Raw genomic sequence first — 17,623 nt, 5'->3', positions numbered from 1 at the left:
GCGCCGCGCATGGCGTAAACGCTACGCCGACTCGCGCGGCACGATCCCTCCGGAAAACCGCTTGCGGTAAGGCGCCGCATCGGTGCCGTCGAGCCGGGCCTGCAGGCATTCCATTGCCGCCACGCCGATGGCGGCGACGTCCTGCCGGAACGTGGTCAGCGGCGGATGGAGATAGGCGGAAATGGGCAGGTCGTCGTGCCCGGCGATGGCCAGGTCCTTGCCCGGTTCCAGGCCGAAGCGCCGGCACGCCGACATGGCGCCGATCGCGAGCCGGTCGGTGCCGCAGGCGAGCGCGGTGGCGCCGGCACGTTTCCAGGCGCCGCTGCTCAGCCAGTCGAGCACATGGCGAAACGCGTACGCCTCGAAATCCCAGGTTGCCTGCGTGCTGCCCGGCAGCACGAGCGGCGGCACGCCGGCTTCCTCCATCGCTTCCAGGTAGCCGGCCAGCCGTTCCGCCGGCGAAGGATGCGCGACGGGCGGGGCGCCCAGGTAGGCCGGCCGGTGGCCGCGGCCGAGCAGGTAGCGCGTCAGCATCGCCATGCTCTGCCGGTTGTCGTTCATCACGTAGTCGCACTCTTCGTGGACATAGCTGTCCAGGTAGACGATGCGCATTTCCTGCTCCAGGCGCCGCAGCAGGTCCACGTTGTGCCGCGATGCGACCGCGGTCAGCACCACGCCCGCCACCTTCATCGAGCGCATCGTCATCAGCGCCGCGGCTTCCTCGGCCGGATCGTTGTACGAGCACTGGATGATCACATCCATCCCCAGCGCCTTGGCCTTCTGCTCGATCGCCCGCAGGGCTTCGGCGAAGAAGGGTTCGTTGATCACCGGGAGCACCACGCCGACGATGCGCGATCGCCCCCGCACCAGGCTGACCGCATGCGGGTCGGGCACGTATTCGAGTTCGCGGCATGCCTGCAGGATGCGCGCCCGGGTGTCCGGCTTCAGGCCTTCGCCGTCGTTGAAGTATTTCGATACCGTGGCGCGCGACACGCCGGCCAGTGCGGCCACGTCGTGCATCGTTACCGGTCCACGGGGCTCCTGGCTGCGCGCAGCGGAAGCGGCAGGGGCATTCTTCGCAGTCTTCATTGTCGATTCGACTCGTGTCAAGTTGGCGCTCGGGCTGTTTCCCGCATTGATTCGCTGAGCGGCGGCGCCACCATCATAGCAAAAATACTTCCGTGCAAGTAGAGCACCATCCGTGGCTGGTACTGGAAGGAATCGGTGCCGGAGAGTGCTGCGGTGCGTCGTGCCACCTACCGGTTTTCCGCAAGCAATTCCCTGCCCGGATCCCCCTGGAGTGTTGTAAAAAAACTAGTTGACGTCAAAAAGTCGACACGTGTAAAGTTCGTTCCAGACAGCAGAATCACGAAGCTGAATCACGACAGGCGCCGCAGCAGGGGCCGGAGCACCGGCAAGTGCGGCGCCAGTCGATACAACCGGAGACACTGCAATGAAAAGACAAGCCATGATCGGCTGCATCGCGGCGGCCGCGCTGGCCCTGGCCGGCCAGGCCGGCGCGGCGCGGCCGCTGAAATCGGTCGGCGTCGCCGTCAGCGACCTTGCCAATCCCTACTTCGTGGCGATCGGCAAGGGCGCCGGCGACGCGGCCAGGAAGATCGCCGGCGGCAAGGCCAGGGTCACCACGGTGTCCAGCAAATACGACCTCCATACGCAGGTCGGGCAGATCGAGAACTTCATCGCCAACAAGGTCGACATCCTGGTCGTCAACGCCACCGATCCGAAGGGCATCGCACCGGTGCTGCAGAAGGCCCGCAATGCCGGCATCGTCGTGATGGCGGTCGACGTCGGCGCCGACAATGCCGATGCCACGATCATGTCCGACAACACGATGGCCGGCCGGGAATCGTGCAAGCGCATCGTCGAGCGCCTGAACGGCAAGGGCAACGTGGTGATCGTCAACGGTCCGCCCGTCACCGCCGTGATCGCGCGGGTGGCCGGCTGCCGGCAGGCCTTCGCCGGTACCGCCATCCGGGTCGTGTCCGACAACCAGGATGCGAAAGGCAGCCTCGATGGCGGCATGGAAGTGATGACCAACCTGCTGATCGCGCATCGCCGGATCGACGCGGTGTTCGCGATCAACGATCCATCGGCGATCGGTGCCGAACTGGCCGTGAAGCAGGCAGGGCGCGGCGACGTGCGCATGGTGGCTTCAGTGGATGGCGCGCCCGACGCGGAAGCGGCACTGAAATCGAAGAACAGCATTTTTGCCGTCACCGCCGCGCAGGATCCCTACCGGATGGCCGCCATGGCCGTCGAGATCGGCTACGACATCATGCAGGGCAAGCGGCCGGCCAACCCGGTCGTGCTGATTCCCACGCCGGCGATCACCCGGGACAACGTGGCCGCCTACAAAGGCTGGGCCAGCCGCTAGAGGCGGCACCGGCCGGCCCACGCGGCCGGACCCCCAGGCACACCACAAGAACCTCACTGGAGGAGACATGGCAACTGCAATTCCACGGCCGGTGCTCGAAGTATCCGGCATCCGCAAGCGCTTCGGCGCCGTCACGGTGCTCGACGGCGTCCAGCTCACCATCCGCCCCGGCGAGATCCATGCGCTGATGGGCGAGAACGGCGCCGGCAAGAGCACGCTGATGAAGATCCTGGCGGGCGTGTACCAGCCCGACGCCGGCGAGATCCGCGTGGCCGGCGAGCCGGTGCGGATTTCCTCCCCGGCCGACGCGCGCGCCTGCGGCATCAACCTGATCTACCAGGAGCTGTCGGTGGCGCCCAATCTCAGCGTGGCGCAGAACATCTTCATGGGTGCCGAGCCGCGCGGGCGCTTCGGCATCGTCGACAGCGCGCAGATGAACCGGCGTGCCGCGGAGGTCCTGCGCAGCCTCGGCGCCGGCTTCGCGCCGACCCGTATTGCCAGCGGGCTGTCCATTGCCGACCAGCAGCAGGTGGAGATCGCCCGCGCACTGGTGCACGAGAGCCGCGTGCTGATCATGGACGAGCCGACGGCGGCGCTCTCCGAGCGCGAGACCGAGCGCCTGTTCGACGTGATGCGCGGCCTGCGTGCGCGCGGCATCGCGATCATCTATATCAGCCACCGCATGGCCGAGGTGCGCATGCTGGCCGACCGCGTGACCGTGCTGCGCGACGGCACCTGGATCGGTGAGCTGGACCGCGAAGAAGCCACGCCGGAGACGGTGGTGCGCATGATGGTCGGCCGCGAGCTTGGCGGCTTCTACGAACATGCCCGGCAACGGGCACCCGGCGCCGTGCGGCTCGAGCTGGACGGCGTGCATGGCGGCAGGGTGCACCCGGCCTCGCTGCAGGTGCGCGCCGGAGAAATCGTCGGGCTTGCCGGCCTGGTCGGCGCCGGCCGCACCGAGCTGGCGCGCCTGGTGTTCGGCGCCGACCGGCTGGCCGGCGGCACCATCGAGGTCGACGGCCGGCCGGTCACGATCCGCGAGCCGGCCGATGCCATCCGGCTGGGCATTGCCTATGTGCCGGAAGACCGCAAGGGGCAGGGGCTGTTCCTGCAGCAGTCGCTGCTGGCGAACGTGACGATGAACGTGCTGGGCGTGCATGCCCGCTGCGGGGTGCTGCGGCGCGGCGAACTGCTGAGCGTGACGCGCGCGGCGATCAGCCGGCTGTCCGCGCGCGGCGCCGGGCCCGAAGGCATCATCGGCGGCCTGTCCGGCGGCAACCAGCAAAAGCTGCTGCTGGCGCGCTGGCTGGCCATCGGGCCGCGCGTGCTGATCCTCGACGAGCCCACCCGCGGCGTCGATATCGGCGCCAAGCACGAGATCTACCGGATCATCCACGAGCTGGCCGATACGGGCGTCGCCGTGCTGTGCATCTCCAGCGAGCTTGCCGAGATCATCGGCGTGTGCGACCGGGTGCTCGTCATGCGCGAAGGCTGGCTGGCCGGCGAACTGCAAGGCGAACGCATCACCCAGGAAAACATCATGGCGCTGGCCACCCTGGCCCAGGCCGCATAAGGAGACATCATGCTCATCAATCCAGGCAAGACCCTCGACGATTCACCGCTGTCCGCCGTTTCGCCCCCCAGCGCCCGCGACGAAGGGCGCTCCAGTCCCGCGCCCCGCGCGGCCGGGCCGGGCGGCATCGGCCAGGCAGTCTCGCGCATGTTCGCCACGCTCGGCATGCTGCCGGTGCTGGTCGTGCTGTACATCGTGTTTTATTTCCTGACCGGCTATTTCGCCGAGGACGGCATCTCCAATTTCGCCACCTCGGCCAATACGATGAACGTGCTGCGCCAGACTTCCATCAACCTGGTGCTCGCCACCGGCATGACGTTCGTGATCCTTACCGGCGGCATCGACCTGTCGGTGGGCTCGGTGCTGGCGGTGTCGGCGGTGCTCGGCATGATCGCCTCGCTGCCGGGCAATGCGCCGGCACTGTCGCTGCCGGTCTTCCTGCTGGCCGGCCTCGGCCTGGGCCTGCTGAACGGCCTGCTGGTGGCCGTATTCCGCATCAATCCTTTTGTCGTCACGCTGGGCACGATGACGGCGCTGCGCGGCGCGGCCTACCTGCTGGCCGACGGCACCACGATCCTGAACCGCGAAATCCCCAGCTTCGAGTGGATCGGCAACGACTCCTTCGCCGGCTTGCCCTGGCTGGTATGGGTTGCCGCCGGGCTGGTGGTGGTGGCGTGGTTCATCCTGCGGCGCACGGTGCTCGGCATGCATGTGTATGCGGTCGGCGGCAATGCGCAGGCGGCGCGGCTGACCGGCATCAAGGTCGGCCTGGTCACGGTGTTCGTGTATGCGTTTTCCGGGCTGTGCGCAGGCACCGCGGGCGCCATGTCGGCCAGCCGGCTGTATGGCGCGAACGGCAACTGGGGCTCGGGCTACGAGCTCGACGCGATCGCCGCCGTGGTGCTTGGCGGTACCAGCCTGATGGGCGGCGTGGGCACCATCTGGGGCACGGTCATCGGCGCGCTGATCATCGCGCTCCTGAACAACGGCCTGACGATCCTCGGCCTGTCGTCCTTCTGGCAGTACGTGGCCAAGGGCACGGTGATCGTGCTGGCCGTCATGCTGGACAAATGGCGTCACCAGCAGCAAGCGAACTGAAACCAGAATAACCACAAGCTAACCGAGACAGGCGAACGACATGACAGACAAGCGATTTCCCCGTTACGTGGTGTTTGGCGAAGCACTGACCGACATGATCCGCCAGGACGACGGCACCTGGCATGCGCACCCCGGCGGCTCCTGCTGGAACGTGGCGCGCGTCGGCGCGCGGCTGGGGCTGCATACCGGCTATGCCGGCGCGGTCAGCAACGACGTCTTCGGCGACGAGATCGCCGCAGCCGGTGCGCAAGCGGGCCTGGACGAACGCTTCCTGCAGCGCGTCGATGCGCCGCCATTCATCGCCATGGTGACGTCGCGCCATCCGCCGCGCTACGTATTCCTTGGCGAGAACAGCGCGGACCTGCACTTCCAGCCCGGCCGGATGCCGGACGGCTGGCTCGACGCGGCCGACGTGATCCACCTGGGCAGCCTGTCGCTGGCGCGCCAGCCGCTGGCGCAGCGGCTGGTGGAGCAGGCCGTGCTGGCGCACCGTGCCGGCCGGCGCATCGCGTTCGATCCGAACTTCCGCGACGCGATGCGCGATCCCGCGTACCGGCCGGCGTTCCAGCTGGTCGCGTCGATCGCGCGCTACATCAAGGTGTCCGACGAGGACCTGGCGGGCCTGTTCCCGGGATGCTCGCCGGACGCCGCGCTGGCCGGACTGCGCGCGCTGGCGCCGGGCGCCGAGATCCTGCTCACGCGCGGTGCGGACGGCCTGTGCCTGATCAGCGGCGAGGGTGTGCTGGAAGCCCCGGCCCGCCGCGTGCAGGTGGCCGACACCGTCGGCTGCGGCGATGCGTCGATGGCCGGCTGGATCAGCGGCATGCTGCTGCATCCGGACATGCCGGCGCCGCGCCAGCTCGCGCGCATCGCCGCGGTGGCCGCCGTGGCGGCGATGCATGCGGGACCCTACGCCCCGACCGCGCAGGAAGCCGACGCCTTGCTCGGCTAGTTCCCCGCTCGCCATCCTGGCCGCCGGCTTTCCGTTGCCGGCTGCCTGAGCCGCCCGGCATGTCGCCGGGGGCGGCTCACCGATCCAGTCCCGAACCATGCAAGCTGCCGCAGCCCCCGCTGCCGCGGCGGGGCGGGACGCGCTTTGACCGCATGTTCGCGCGCCGTTACGGCGTGCGGACCAGACAGAACACACCAGGAGACATCATGCGCATGAGGTACATCGCGTGGGCGCTGCTCGCGCTCGCGCCGGCTTTTCCCGCGGCCGCCGTGGAGATCGACCCGTATTTGCGCGCCCACGCCGGCGTCAATTCCGCGCACGGCGGACAAACCTGCTTCGGCCTGGCCGGCGCGGAGGCGAAGTACCGGCTGGGCAACGAATGCGGCGTGTATGGCGAGCTGATGCTCGGCCAGCAGCTGCAGCGCGGTACCGACGGCTCCGTGCTGAAGGGGTATGCCATGCTCAACCTGGCCAACAATGCCGCGTCCAGCAATGCGCGGCGGCCGCAGGGCGGCTGGTCCATCGGCCTGCCGCAGGCGTATCTGGCGCTGGAAAACCTGCCCGCGCTCGGCGGTGCGACACTGTGGGCCGGGCGGCGCTACTACAAGCGCGAATCGACGCACATTACCGATTTCATGTACTGGAATCCATCCGGCCTCGGGGGCGGCATCGAGAACGTGCCGGTCGGCGGGCTGCAATTCAGCTATGCCTTCCTGCACGACGACCGGCAGACCATGCCGACCATGCAGGCCGGCGACACGGCCAGCCGGCACGACTTCCAGCTGCGCGGCTGGAACGTCAACCCGGGCGGTGCGCTGGAATTCGGGCTGACGCTCATCCACGGCAATGGCGACGGCAATGGCGAGGGCAAGGGTGAAGGTGAAAGCGAAGGGCACGGCGGCGCGATGCTCACCGTCCAGCACCGCCAGAAAAACCTGGCTGGCGTGGGCGACAACCGCCTCGTGGTCCAATGGGGCAGGGGAGCTGGCGCCGACAACGGTGCGACGGGGGATACCAGCAACGGCAGCGACGTGCACCGCCTGCGCATCATCGAAGGCTGGCATGCGCAGGTCAACCGGCGACTGGGCGCGGAACTGGTCGCCGTCTGGCAGCGCGATACCGCGCGCGATCCGGCCAAGGCGAAAACCTGGGCCAGCGCGGGCGGGCGCTTGTCGTACGGCGTCACCGATCATATAAAACTGCTGGCCGACCTCGGCCATGACCGGGTGGCGCCAAGAAACGGCCCGGTGCGGCGCCTGACGAAGTTCACCGGCGCCGTCGCACTGTCTTCCGGGCCCGGCTACTTCGAGCGCCCCGAACTGCGGCTGTTCTTCACGCATGCGCGCTGGAACGATGCGGCCCGCGCCGCGGCGGGCAGCGGCGACCCGCTGGCCGCGAACGGGATCTTCGGCAAGGCGCTGAGCGGATACACCGTCGGCATCGCGTTTGAAAACGCGTGGTAAGTGCGTTGCCGAACATTGCTAGCACAGTCGGGCCGGGGATGTCACTGGACTTTTACGTATTGTTGCGTTATACTTGATGCATATTTACAACAGAACGTCCATGACGTCTCTGCAGCACCGGCGCTGCACCCTGCTGTACTGTCGCAGTATCTTGCTTCCCGCATAACGCGCGGGGGCACCCAACGGGCCATGCGCCCATATCCGTTGCTCGTTTGACGCATTGTCGTCAAATACCCTGGCGCCATGCTTTTTCATGGCGCCAGCGTGGTTAAAAGTCCTGAACCCCAGCCTCTTTTAGCACGCACCCGACACCCGGAGTCCAGGCATCGTTCCGCCGGTCACGCGTGTCCCGCCCTGTTCCGTCGCCCGTGTGCGCTGTTGCGCCGCCGTATCGCCGTCGGCCCGGGGCTCGCCGATTCCCGTCGAAGGCCCATGGCCGCAGGGTTTCATTCATTCGCGAAACCGAAGGAGAACCACAACGTGGCAAAACAAATCATCATCGACCATGTCTTCAAAGTCTTCGGCGACCAGCCCGAAGCGGCGCTGGCGCTGGTGCGCCAGGGGGCCAGCAAGGGGGACATCCTGGCCGGCACCGGCTGCACGATCGGCGTGTTCGATGCCACCTTCACCATCGAAGCGGGCGAGATCTTCGTCATCATGGGCCTGTCCGGTTCGGGCAAGTCGACGCTGGTGCGCATGCTCAATCGCCTGATCGAACCGACCGACGGCCGCATCCTGGTCGATGGCAACGACATCAATACCTTGCCGGACGCGCAGCTGCGCGCGCTGCGCCGCAAGGACATCAGCATGGTGTTCCAGTCGTTCGCGCTGCTGCCCCAGCTCAGCGTGCTCGACAACACAGCCTTCGGCATGGAACTGGCCGGCGTGCCGAAAGCCCAGCGCCATGCGCAGGCCCGGCAGGCTTTGGAGCAGGTCGGCCTGGCCGGCTATGCCGCAAGCTATCCCGACGAACTGTCCGGCGGCATGCAGCAGCGCGTGGGACTGGCCCGCGCGCTGGCCTGCGATCCGTCGATCCTGCTGATGGACGAGGCGTTTTCCGCGCTCGACCCGATCATGCGCACGGAAATGCAGTCGGAGCTGCTGCGGCTGCAGCAGATCAAGCGCCGCACCATCGTCTTCATTTCGCATGACCTCGACGAAGCGATGCGCATCGGCGACCGGGTCGCCATCATGAAGGACGGTCACGTGGTGCAGGTCGGCACGCCGGAGGAAATCCTGCGCAGGCCCGCCAACGACTGGGTGCGCAACTTCGTGCGCGGTGTCGATGCGGCGGCCGTATTCAAGGCGGGCGATATCGCCCGCAAGAGCCAGGTCGTGGTGTCGGAATCGCCGACCCGCGGCGCCCGTGCGGCGCTGTCGATGCTGGAAGAGCAGGACAGGGCATATGCGTATGTCGTCAATCCCCGGCGCGAATTCCTCGGCGTGGTGTCGGCCGATTCGCTGCGCAGCGCGCTCGACGGCCACACCGGCCCGCTGGGGCTGTCGCATGCGTACCTGCCGGACGTGCAATGCATCGATGCGGACGAACCCGTCGCCGGCCTGTTCGGCCAGGTGGCGCAGCTGCCGTATGCCGTGCCCGTAGTGGCCAACGACGGCAGCTTCCGCGGCGCCATCAGCAAGACCACGCTGCTGAAGTTCCTCGACCGCGATACGCCCGCCATTGCCGAGCCGCGCGCTGCCGCGGCATGAATTCCGGCTGCATGAATCAGCGCATGATGGATTGACCGCATGATGAATTGCCGCATGCTGAATAAACCGCGTCATGAATTGCCGCATGCTGAATTAACCGCGTCATGCATTGCCGCATGCTGAATTAACCGCGTCATGAATTGCCGCTTATCGCTTCAGAAATACAGAAAGGACCAGCATGAATTCCAGTACCGTTGCCTCACTCGAACCGGGCGTCTCGCCAGCCGCGCCGGTCAACCCCTGGCTGCCCGCCCCGCCGGGCGACACCTCGTGGCTCGATGCCGCGGCGCCGGCCGCTTCATCGGCGGCTACGACCGGGCAAGCCGGTGGCGTGCACCTGGCACAGCTCTTCGATGGCTCGCTGCCGCTGGAAGCCTGGATCAATACGGGGCTGGGCTGGATCGTCGAGCATTTCCGGCCGTTCTTCCAGGCCGTGCGCGCACCGATCGACGCCACACTGGCCGGCATGGGCGACCTGCTGCTGGCCGCGCCGTCGTCCGTGGTGATCGCCATCGTCGGCCTGCTGGCCTGGCAGTTCACCAGCGGCGCGCTGGCCGCCGGCACCGTGCTGGCGCTGCTGGCCGTGACCATGCTGGGCGTCTGGCCAGAGGCGATGATCACGCTGTCGCTGGTGCTGACATCGCTGGCGTTCTGCCTGGCGATCGGCTTGCCGCTGGGGATATTCCTGGCCAGCAGCGACCGCGCGCAGAACATCCTGCGCCCGCTGCTCGACGCCATGCAGACCACGCCGGCCTTCGTGTACCTGGTACCGGTGGTCATGCTGTTCGGTATCGGCAATGCGCCCGGCGTGATCGTCACCATCATCTTCGCGCTGCCGCCGCTGGTGCGCCTGACCAACCTGGGCATCCGCCAGGTGCGTCCCGACCTGATCGAAGCGGCACGCGCCTATGGCGCTTCGCCGTGGCAGCTGCTGACCCGCGTGCAGCTGCCGCTGGCGATGCCGTCCATCATGGCCGGCATCAACCAGTCGCTGATGCTGTCGCTGTCGATGGTGGTGATCGCCTCGATGATCGCGGTCGGCGGCCTGGGCCAGATGGTCTTGCGCGGCATCGGCCGCCTGGACATGGGCCTGGCCACTGTCGGTGGCCTGGGCATCGTGCTGCTGGCCATCGCGCTGGACCGCCTGACGCAGGCAATGGGCCAGCCGCGCCGCGGCGTGCGCCACTGGTACCAGACCGGGCCGGCCGGTTTCATCCTGCGGCTGGTGCGCGGCGGCCGCGGCGAAACGGCGGCACCGGCCGCGCCCGTTACGGCGCATTAAGGACACATCAAGCGCACATCAAGCGCTCATCGGAAGAGGAATACGCATGCAACACCTGAAACACTTCGACGTCACCCACCAAACGCAGCGCAGGTTCAAATGGTTTTCGGCCCTGGCGCTTGCCGCGCTGGCCCTGACCACCAGCCTGGCCATGGCGCAAACGCCCGATGCCGGCCTGCCCGGCAAGGGCGCCAAGGTGCAGGCACTGCAAAGCCCGATCGCCGAAGAGACCTTCCAGACCATGCTGGTCGACCGCGCGCTGGAAAGGCTGGGCTACGAGCCGCAGCCGATCCGGGAAGTCGGCTATCCGACCGCGCACGTCGCCGTCGCCAATGGCGACGCGACGTACCTTGCGGTGCACTGGGACCATCTTCAAAAGGACTATTACGACAATGCCGGCGGCGACGCCAAACTGATGCGCGTCGGCCAGTATGCCGGCCCGGCGGCGCAGGGCTATCTGATCGACAAGGCCACCGCCGACAAATACCGCATCACCAATATCGACCAGCTGCGCGACCCGGAACTGGCCAAGCTGTTCGACCATGACGGCGACGGCAAGGCCGATCTCACCGGCTGCGATCCGGGCTGGGGATGCGAGGCGATGATCGAGAACCACCTGGACGCCTACAAGCTGCGTACGACGGTCAGCCATGTGCAGGGCAGCTATCCGGCACTGATCGCCGATACCATCGGCCGCCACCAGCGCGGCGAACCCGTGCTGTACTACACGTGGACGCCGTACTGGGTGAGCGGGGTGCTGGTGCCGGGCAAGGATGTCGTGTGGCTGCAGGTGCCGTTCTCGTCCAATCCGGAAAAGGCCGATACCCGGCTCGCCGATGGCAGCGACTACGGCTTTTCCATCAACACCACGCGCATCGTCGTGAACCGCGCCTGGGCCGAGCGCAATCCGGCGGCCGTCAAGCTGTTCGAAGTGATGCGGCTGCCGATCGCCGACATCAGCGCGCAGAACGAGCGCATGCGCAGTGGCGAAAACACGCAGGCCGACATCGCCCGGCATACCGAAGGCTGGATCAAGTACCACCAGCAGCTGTTCGACAGTTGGATCGCGCAGGCGCTTGCCGCGGCAAAGTCCTAGTCATGCGATAAGGGGCTGCCGCGGCGGCATGTGACAAAAAACATGGCGCTGTTCCCTTTAACTGAGAATACTTCTCCCCGGAACCTTCCGGTGGCGCCACCGCTTCATTGCCGGCGTGCGGCGTGAACCGCGGCCGCAGTTATCCGGCGTAGTCGATATGACGAAGGGGGAGTGCTCGCTTGCATGCGAGCACCGCTGCGTAGGCGGCGAGCGGTGCTCGCCGAAACCCCTAGTACGCCTTAACATCTCGAATCGCAAATCGCAAAAGGGCTCGCGCCACATGGACCGCCCGCCCCGCAAGCCCGGCGGCAAAGCCAGCCGGCGCGGCATCGGCATGCAGTGCGACTGCATCCTTGTCGCCCGCGACCGCAATCGGCAAACCTGCGACTTCGTCACCGGCCGCGGCCGCGGAGCGCTTTCCATCGCCGGCCGCATCCATGCCGCGCTATCGCGCGTATCTCCTCTGACAGTTCAGCGCCTCGCCCGCTTCACGGCGGATTCCAGGAATCCATCCCATGCTATCCAGGCTGGAGCGGAGGAGGCGGTACGCCACGCGGTATTTTCATGAGAGAGCCGAAGATGAGAAACGTAGACAGGATACTGATCATCCAGTTCATGGACAAAAGTACGTCCGATGGCGATCAGTCGATCGACAGTGGCACTGCTTCGTTGCGCAAGCACTTGCAGGGCAAGGGATGGGTGGTCGATACGCTGACGTACCTGTGTGCGCGGGGAACCAGTTATCACGACTACGAGCCGGTTGGGATCAGTTCGGAAATGGTCAAGCCCAGCACCCTGATGAGCGCATCCGCGCTGCAGGCGTTTACAACGCACCTTTCCCAGCTGACCAATAACTCGGAACTGATCTTGCGCGGCCATGGCAGCAGCAGCATGGCAACGGTCTGCGGCATCGGCGGAATGGCGATGGCGAACTTCCTGCATGGCATGGGATTGCGTGCCAACTGCAAGATCAACATCACGTCCTGCCAGGCAGCCAGGGGCATGGCACATGTCGACGCCGACGCGAGGAAGATCAGTGCGACGGTCCTCAGCGAGGATTCCTTTGCCCGCGACCTGATCCATCGTCTTTGCCAGCATGGCCTTCGAAACCAGGTGCATGCAAGGGTCCAGAACGTAATCATCACGCAGGCAGGCCGCAAGACCACGCGGCGGCATGGTTCGAGCACGAAAGGCGATCACGTCGGCAAGCAGGCCTGCAGCAAGATCGTCTTTTCGTGCGATGTCAACGGGTTCGCGTCCAGCCGGTACTCCAGCGACCCCGGACCCTGACTGCGCGATGCCGGATACCTGTCGCCCGCTGTCGAGCGAGCAAGAAACCCGCGGCCATGTGCCGGAGAGCCGCACTGGCCCGAGCGTGCCCCAGGCACCGGACGGCCGGCTGGTCATGCGGGCCAGCGGCGCCACCGATGCCGGCCCGGTGCGCCGCCACAACGAGGACCGCTTCCTGATCGATGCCGCGCTGGGCCTGGCGGCGGTAGCCGACGGCATGGGCGGCCATGCGGAAGGGGAGGCCGCCAGCGCGGGCGCACTGGCTGCGCTGGCGCGCGGCCTGGCCGAAGCCGAAGAGCAAACGACTGGCGAAGCAGCAGCGCAGGTACCGTATGCGGTGCCGGTCGCCGACACGGAGGCCACCGATATCGATCCGCGCTGGCATCGCATGGTCCGCCTCCGGCACGCCGTGGCGGGCGCGAATGCGGCACTCTACCGGGAGAACCGCGCGCGCGGGCACGCCGAGGGCCAGGGCATGGGCAGCACGCTGACCGGGCTGCAGTTCCGGCCCGAACTGGGTGCCTTTGTCTCCTTCCACGTCGGCGACAGCAGGCTGTACCGCTGCCGCGACGGCGTACTCGTGCAACTGACGCGCGACCAGACGGCCTACCAGCGCGCGCTGGAGTCCGGCGCCACCGGCACGCTGCCGCCGGCGAACCTGCTGCTGCAGGCGGTCGGGCCGGCGGCTGCCGTGGACCCCGAGCTGGCGCTGCACGAAGCGCGCGAAGGCGATCTGCTGCTGCTGTGCAGCGACGGCCTGCATGGCTGGGTTCCGCACCGGCAGATCGAAGCGCTGCTGTGCCGGCGCGGTTCGCTGCATACGGCATGCGCGGCATTGCTCGAACTGGGCCGCCAGTATGCCAGCCGCGACAACGTCACGGCGGTACTGGTGCGATTCGACGGCGCGCGGTCCCCCGTGCAAAAAAAGATGCGTTCTTCCGCGTCCAACCGCGCCGGGATTGCGTAAGTCGTCATGACAAACGGATGCGGTGGCATCAAGACAGCCACTGCACCGCACCCCATACGAGCAGCGATATGAACGACACCACACTGAACGCCATCGCGGCGCTGGCCGCGCCACTCGACGAGGCCCGTCCCTGCGGGGACAACCTCGAATACGACCCGCGCTTCCTGGCACTGGAAGACGCCGTGCGCGGCAAGCCCGAGGTGCAATACGGCAGCACGATCACGCCAGCGGCAGCGCCGGACTGGAAGGCGATCCGCGCGCAGGCGCTCGACCTGATGGCATGCACCCGCGACCTGCGCGTGGTGGTCCTGCTGGTCCGCGCACTGCTGGGACTCGACGGGGTGCCGGGCCTGGCTGCCGGGCTGTCGCTGGTGTCCGCGCTGCTGTCGGATCATTGGGACGGCCTGCATCCGCAACTCGACCCCGACGACGACTGCGACCCCACGCTGCGCATCAATACGCTGGCCATGCTGGTGCAGGCGGGCGGCCTGCTGCGCGAACTGCTGGCTGCGCCACTGGTCGAGGCACGCGGCGTCGGATCTTTCGCGCTGCAGGATATCGAGGCGGCAGCCCGGCACAGCGGCGACGGGCAGGACAGCGGCGAGGTCGGGTCCGCGGTTGCGCCCGCCGCGATCGAGGCCGCCTTCGCCGCGGCTGGCAGCGAGGCGCTGGCCGCGACGGCGGCGGCGCTGGAGTCGGCAGCCGGCAGCGTGCAGGCCATCGATGCGGCGCTGGGTATGCGCCTGCCCGCCGGCACCGGCCTGGACATGGCGCCGCTTGCCGTGCTGCTGCGCCGCGCGCTGCGGGCGATCGGCCCTTACCGCGACAGGTTCGTTGCACAGCCCGCCATTGCGCCCGTGCAGGAAGACCCGGCAGCCGCGCACTCCGGCATGCCCCGCGACGGCGCGATCGCCAGCCGCGCCGATGTCGTGCAGCTCCTCGAACGCATGTGCGGCTGGTATGCGCGTCACGAGCCGGCCAGCCCCGTGCCGCTGCTGCTGCAGCGGGCCATGGGCCTGGTCGACAAGAATTTCACCGAGCTGCTGCAGGAGCTCGCGCCGGAAGGCCTGTCGCAGCTTGCCCAGGTCAGCGGCATGCGCGCGCCGTCCTAGCGGGCGGCCGGCTACCCCTTGCATTGATCCCGAAGTAGCAGCAACAGCATCCGGGCCTGCAGTCACGCAGGCGCCCGGTGGATGACCACACTTGAATGGAGCGAATCGTGGCCAAGGAAAGCAGTCAGAAATTCATTGCGCGGAACCGCGCGCCGCGCGTACAGATCGAGTACGACGTGGAAGCCTATGGCGCTGAAAAAACGGTGCAGCTGCCGTTTGTCATGGGTGTCTTCTCCGACCTGTCGGGCAAGCCGGCCACGCCGCTGCCGCCGGTAGCCGAGCGCAAGTTCCTCGAGATCGACGTCGACAACTTCGACGAACGCCTGAAGGGCATGCAGCCGCGGGTCGTCGCCAGCGTCCCGAACACGCTGACCGGCGAGGGCAATCTTGCGCTCGACCTGACGTTCGAGAGCATGGACGACTTCACGCCCGGCGCGATCGCCAGGAAGGTCGAGCCGCTGCGCAGGCTGCTGGAAGCGCGTAGCCAGCTCGCCAACCTGCTGACCTACATGGACGGCAAGACCGGTGCCGAGGAACTGGTCGCGCGGCTGCTGCGCGATCCGGCGCTGATGCACGCACTGGCGGCGGCACCGGCCGCCGCGGCCGGCGACCGGCAGGAAGCCGAATCACAACCACAGGAATGACCGATGAACATCATGCACGAACAAGTGGCGCCCGAGGCGCCTGCCACAGTCGACTCGGGTGATTTCGCCGGCCTGCTGCGCCAGGAATTCCGGCCGCGCACCGACAAGGCGCGCGATGCCGTGGAGACCGCCGTGCGCACGCTGGCGGAGCAGGCGCTGCAGGGCGCCGCCGTCATCGGCGGCGATGTGATCGCGACGATCGAAGGCCTGATCGGCGAGATCGACCGGAAACTCACCGCCCAGGTCAACCACATCCTGCACGACCCCGGCTTCCAGTCGGTGGAAAGCGCATGGCGCGGCCTGCACTACCTGGTCACCAATACCGAGACCGACGAGACGCTGAAGATCCGCGTGCTGAACATCTCGAAGCAGGAGCTGCACCGCACGCTGCGCAAGTTCAAGGGCGTGGCCTGGGACCAGAGCCCTGTCTTCAAGAAGCTGTACGAGGAAGAGTACGGCCAGTTCGGCGGCGAACCGTATGGCGCTTTCGTGGCCGACTACTACTTCGGCAACAGTGCCCCCGACGTGGAGCTGCTGGCCCAGATGGCGCAGGTATCGGCCGCCGCGCACGCGCCACTGATCAGCGGCGCCGACCCCGGCGTGATGCTGATGGATTCGTGGCAGGAGCTGGCCAACCCGCGCGACCTGACCAAGATCTTCCAGACCCCCGAACACGCCGCCTGGCGCTCGTTCCGCGAATCCGAAGATGCCCGCTACGTCGGCCTGGCGATGCCGCGCTTCCTGGCGCGCGCACCGTATGGCGCCCGTACCAACCCGGTCGAGGCGTTCGACTTCGAGGAAACCACCGGCGCGCCGCGCGCCGCCGATTATGCGTGGGCCAACGCGGCCTATGCGATGGCCGTGAACATCAACCGCTCGTTCAAGCGCTACGGCTGGTGCTCGCAGATCCGCGGCATCGAATCGGGCGGCGTCGTCGAGGACCTGCCGGTGCACACCTTCCCGACCGACGACGGCGGCGTCGACATGACATGCCCGACCGAGATCGCGATCAGCGACCGGCGCGAGGCGGAACTGGCGAAGAACGGCTTCATGCCTCTGGTCCACAAGAAAAACAGCGACATCGCCGCGTTCATCGGCGCCCAGTCGCTGCACAAGCCGGCCGAGTACGACGATCCGGACGCCACCGCCAATGCGAACCTTGGCGCACGCCTGCCGTACCTGTTTGCCACGTGCCGCTTCGCCCATTACCTGAAGTGCATCGTGCGCGACAAGATCGGCTCGTTCAAGGAGCGCCGCGACATGGAGGTCTGGCTCAACAACTGGATCGGCCGCTATGTCGAACACAACCCGGCCACCGCCACCGATGCGGACAAGGCGCGCAAGCCGCTGGCTGGCGCCGAAGTGCTGGTCGAGGAAGTCGAGGGCAACCCCGGCTACTACGGCGCCAAGTTCTTCCTGCGCCCGCACTACCAGCTCGAAGGGCTGACCGTGTCGCTGCGCCTGGTTTCGAAGCTGCCTTCGGCGAAGACCTGACCGGCGCACGCGCTTCATCCACCACAACATTTACGAGAGAAACCTCATGATCCTGCTGAAATTCGCCAAGCCCATCAAGGGCACGTCCACGGTTGCCGGCCACGCCGAGTGGATCACCATCGACTCCATCGAGATGGGCGTCGGCCGTGCCATCTCGAGCAGCGGCGGCGGCGCCGACCGCGACACCAGCAATCCGTCGTTCTCGGAAATCTCGCTGAGCAAGGCCACCGACATCGCCTCCGCCGACCTGTTCATGCAGGCCGTCTGCGGCATGAGCCTCGGCAAGGCCGAGCTGCATTTCATCCATACCGGCGGCGCCGACAAGAAGGAACAGGTGTTCCTGAAGATCGAACTGGAAGAGGCGATCGTCAGCTCGTACTCGGTCAGCAGCGGCGGCGAGCGCCCGAGCGAGAACTTCTCGATCAATTTCACGAAGATCAGCTACCAGTACGATTCGTTTACCGGCGACAAGGTCGTCACCGGCACGCCGAAGAAGTGGGACCTGGAAACCAACGCGACCTTCTGATGCGCACGATTCCGACGA

The 17,623-nt window shown here is 67.1% G+C and carries 16 protein-coding genes; 15 read left to right on the top strand and 1 reads right to left on the bottom strand.

Annotated elements, in window-relative coordinates; genetic code table 11:
* Positions 1 to 21: 21 nt before the first annotated feature.
* Positions 22 to 1,089 carry a LacI family DNA-binding transcriptional regulator gene (locus tag FHS02_RS10125; RefSeq protein ID WP_137313312.1) on the bottom strand — a complete coding sequence of 356 codons (1,068 nt, stop codon included), beginning with the start codon at positions 1,087 to 1,089 and terminating at the stop codon, positions 22 to 24.
* 364 nt (positions 1,090 to 1,453) lie between these two features.
* On the opposite strand from FHS02_RS10125, the gene FHS02_RS10120 reads away from it, so the two are divergent.
* From FHS02_RS10120 to FHS02_RS10050, 15 genes are all read left to right on the top strand, one after another.
* Positions 1,454 to 2,395, top strand: coding sequence for an ABC transporter substrate-binding protein (locus tag FHS02_RS10120; protein ID WP_137313311.1), 942 nt, complete (start codon positions 1,454 to 1,456; stop codon positions 2,393 to 2,395).
* Between the two features lie 67 nt (positions 2,396 to 2,462).
* Complete coding sequence (locus tag FHS02_RS10115) at positions 2,463 to 3,971, top strand: sugar ABC transporter ATP-binding protein (RefSeq protein ID WP_137313310.1); 1,509 nt, start codon at positions 2,463 to 2,465, stop codon at positions 3,969 to 3,971.
* Between the two features lie 9 nt (positions 3,972 to 3,980).
* Entirely contained in the window at positions 3,981 to 5,069 is a 1,089-nt protein-coding gene (locus FHS02_RS10110) for an ABC transporter permease subunit (RefSeq protein WP_217496920.1), read from the top strand.
* A gap of 40 nt (positions 5,070 to 5,109) precedes the next feature.
* On the top strand, positions 5,110 to 6,021 hold the full coding sequence (locus FHS02_RS10105) for a carbohydrate kinase family protein (protein ID WP_137313309.1): 912 nt from the start codon (positions 5,110 to 5,112) through the stop codon (positions 6,019 to 6,021).
* Positions 6,022 to 6,227: 206 nt separating this feature from the next.
* Positions 6,228 to 7,484 (top strand): maltoporin, encoded by a 1,257-nt coding sequence (locus tag FHS02_RS10100; RefSeq protein ID WP_175424761.1) that lies wholly within the window; start codon positions 6,228 to 6,230, stop codon positions 7,482 to 7,484.
* Between the two features lie 480 nt (positions 7,485 to 7,964).
* Complete coding sequence (proV, locus tag FHS02_RS10095; protein ID WP_137313307.1) at positions 7,965 to 9,194, top strand: glycine betaine/L-proline ABC transporter ATP-binding protein ProV; 1,230 nt, start codon at positions 7,965 to 7,967, stop codon at positions 9,192 to 9,194.
* 178 nt (positions 9,195 to 9,372) lie between these two features.
* The gene (gene proW / locus FHS02_RS10090) at positions 9,373 to 10,476 is read left to right on the top strand and encodes a glycine betaine/L-proline ABC transporter permease ProW (protein WP_137313306.1); all 1,104 of its coding nucleotides are present in this window, start codon (positions 9,373 to 9,375) and stop codon (positions 10,474 to 10,476) included.
* A gap of 46 nt (positions 10,477 to 10,522) precedes the next feature.
* Entirely contained in the window at positions 10,523 to 11,572 is a 1,050-nt protein-coding gene (proX, locus tag FHS02_RS10085; RefSeq protein ID WP_137313305.1) for a glycine betaine/L-proline ABC transporter substrate-binding protein ProX, read from the top strand.
* Between the two features lie 280 nt (positions 11,573 to 11,852).
* Positions 11,853 to 12,140, top strand: a complete 288-nt coding sequence (locus FHS02_RS32060) for a hypothetical protein (protein ID WP_175424760.1) — start codon at positions 11,853 to 11,855, stop codon at positions 12,138 to 12,140.
* Between the two features lie 11 nt (positions 12,141 to 12,151).
* Positions 12,152 to 12,862: a C80 family cysteine peptidase gene (locus tag FHS02_RS10075; RefSeq protein ID WP_175424759.1), complete on the top strand. Its 711-nt coding sequence runs from the start codon at positions 12,152 to 12,154 to the stop codon at positions 12,860 to 12,862.
* A 7-nt stretch (positions 12,863 to 12,869) separates the two neighbouring features.
* Positions 12,870 to 13,829 carry a PP2C family protein-serine/threonine phosphatase gene (locus FHS02_RS10070; protein ID WP_217496919.1) on the top strand — a complete coding sequence of 320 codons (960 nt, stop codon included), beginning with the start codon at positions 12,870 to 12,872 and terminating at the stop codon, positions 13,827 to 13,829.
* 68 nt (positions 13,830 to 13,897) lie between these two features.
* Positions 13,898 to 14,941: a type VI secretion system protein TssA gene (tssA, locus tag FHS02_RS10065; protein WP_137313303.1), complete on the top strand. Its 1,044-nt coding sequence runs from the start codon at positions 13,898 to 13,900 to the stop codon at positions 14,939 to 14,941.
* A 107-nt stretch (positions 14,942 to 15,048) separates the two neighbouring features.
* Positions 15,049 to 15,585 (top strand): type VI secretion system contractile sheath small subunit, encoded by a 537-nt coding sequence (tssB, locus tag FHS02_RS10060; RefSeq protein WP_137313302.1) that lies wholly within the window; start codon positions 15,049 to 15,051, stop codon positions 15,583 to 15,585.
* Between the two features lie 3 nt (positions 15,586 to 15,588).
* Entirely contained in the window at positions 15,589 to 17,079 is a 1,491-nt protein-coding gene (gene tssC / locus FHS02_RS10055; RefSeq protein WP_229422569.1) for a type VI secretion system contractile sheath large subunit, read from the top strand.
* Between the two features lie 46 nt (positions 17,080 to 17,125).
* Positions 17,126 to 17,605 (top strand): Hcp family type VI secretion system effector, encoded by a 480-nt coding sequence (locus FHS02_RS10050; protein WP_137313301.1) that lies wholly within the window; start codon positions 17,126 to 17,128, stop codon positions 17,603 to 17,605.
* Positions 17,606 to 17,623: the final 18 nt, after the last annotated feature.

Source organism: Pseudoduganella umbonata (genome assembly GCF_014192225.1).
GTDB lineage: Bacteria > Pseudomonadota > Gammaproteobacteria > Burkholderiales > Burkholderiaceae_D > Rugamonas > Rugamonas umbonata.
This window is presented reverse-complemented; position numbering and strand designations above follow the sequence as displayed.

Excerpts from the sequence above, each read along its gene's own strand:
- FHS02_RS10125 (WP_137313312.1), bottom strand. The coding sequence starts at position 1,089 with ATGAAGACTGCGAAGAATGCCCCTGCCGCTTCCGCTGCGCGCAGCCAG.
- FHS02_RS10120 (WP_137313311.1), top strand. The coding sequence starts at position 1,454 with ATGAAAAGACAAGCCATGATCGGCTGCATCGCGGCGGCCGCGCTGGCC.
- FHS02_RS10115 (WP_137313310.1), top strand. The coding sequence starts at position 2,463 with ATGGCAACTGCAATTCCACGGCCGGTGCTCGAAGTATCCGGCATCCGC.
- FHS02_RS10110 (WP_217496920.1), top strand. The coding sequence starts at position 3,981 with ATGCTCATCAATCCAGGCAAGACCCTCGACGATTCACCGCTGTCCGCC.
- FHS02_RS10105 (WP_137313309.1), top strand. The coding sequence starts at position 5,110 with ATGACAGACAAGCGATTTCCCCGTTACGTGGTGTTTGGCGAAGCACTG.
- FHS02_RS10100 (WP_175424761.1), top strand. The coding sequence starts at position 6,228 with ATGCGCATGAGGTACATCGCGTGGGCGCTGCTCGCGCTCGCGCCGGCT.
- proW (WP_137313306.1), top strand. The coding sequence starts at position 9,373 with ATGAATTCCAGTACCGTTGCCTCACTCGAACCGGGCGTCTCGCCAGCC.
- proX (WP_137313305.1), top strand. The coding sequence starts at position 10,523 with ATGCAACACCTGAAACACTTCGACGTCACCCACCAAACGCAGCGCAGG.
- FHS02_RS32060 (WP_175424760.1), top strand. The coding sequence starts at position 11,853 with ATGGACCGCCCGCCCCGCAAGCCCGGCGGCAAAGCCAGCCGGCGCGGC.
- FHS02_RS10075 (WP_175424759.1), top strand. The coding sequence starts at position 12,152 with ATGAGAAACGTAGACAGGATACTGATCATCCAGTTCATGGACAAAAGT.
- FHS02_RS10070 (WP_217496919.1), top strand. The coding sequence starts at position 12,870 with ATGCCGGATACCTGTCGCCCGCTGTCGAGCGAGCAAGAAACCCGCGGC.
- tssA (WP_137313303.1), top strand. The coding sequence starts at position 13,898 with ATGAACGACACCACACTGAACGCCATCGCGGCGCTGGCCGCGCCACTC.
- tssC (WP_229422569.1), top strand. The coding sequence starts at position 15,589 with ATGAACATCATGCACGAACAAGTGGCGCCCGAGGCGCCTGCCACAGTC.
- FHS02_RS10050 (WP_137313301.1), top strand. The coding sequence starts at position 17,126 with ATGATCCTGCTGAAATTCGCCAAGCCCATCAAGGGCACGTCCACGGTT.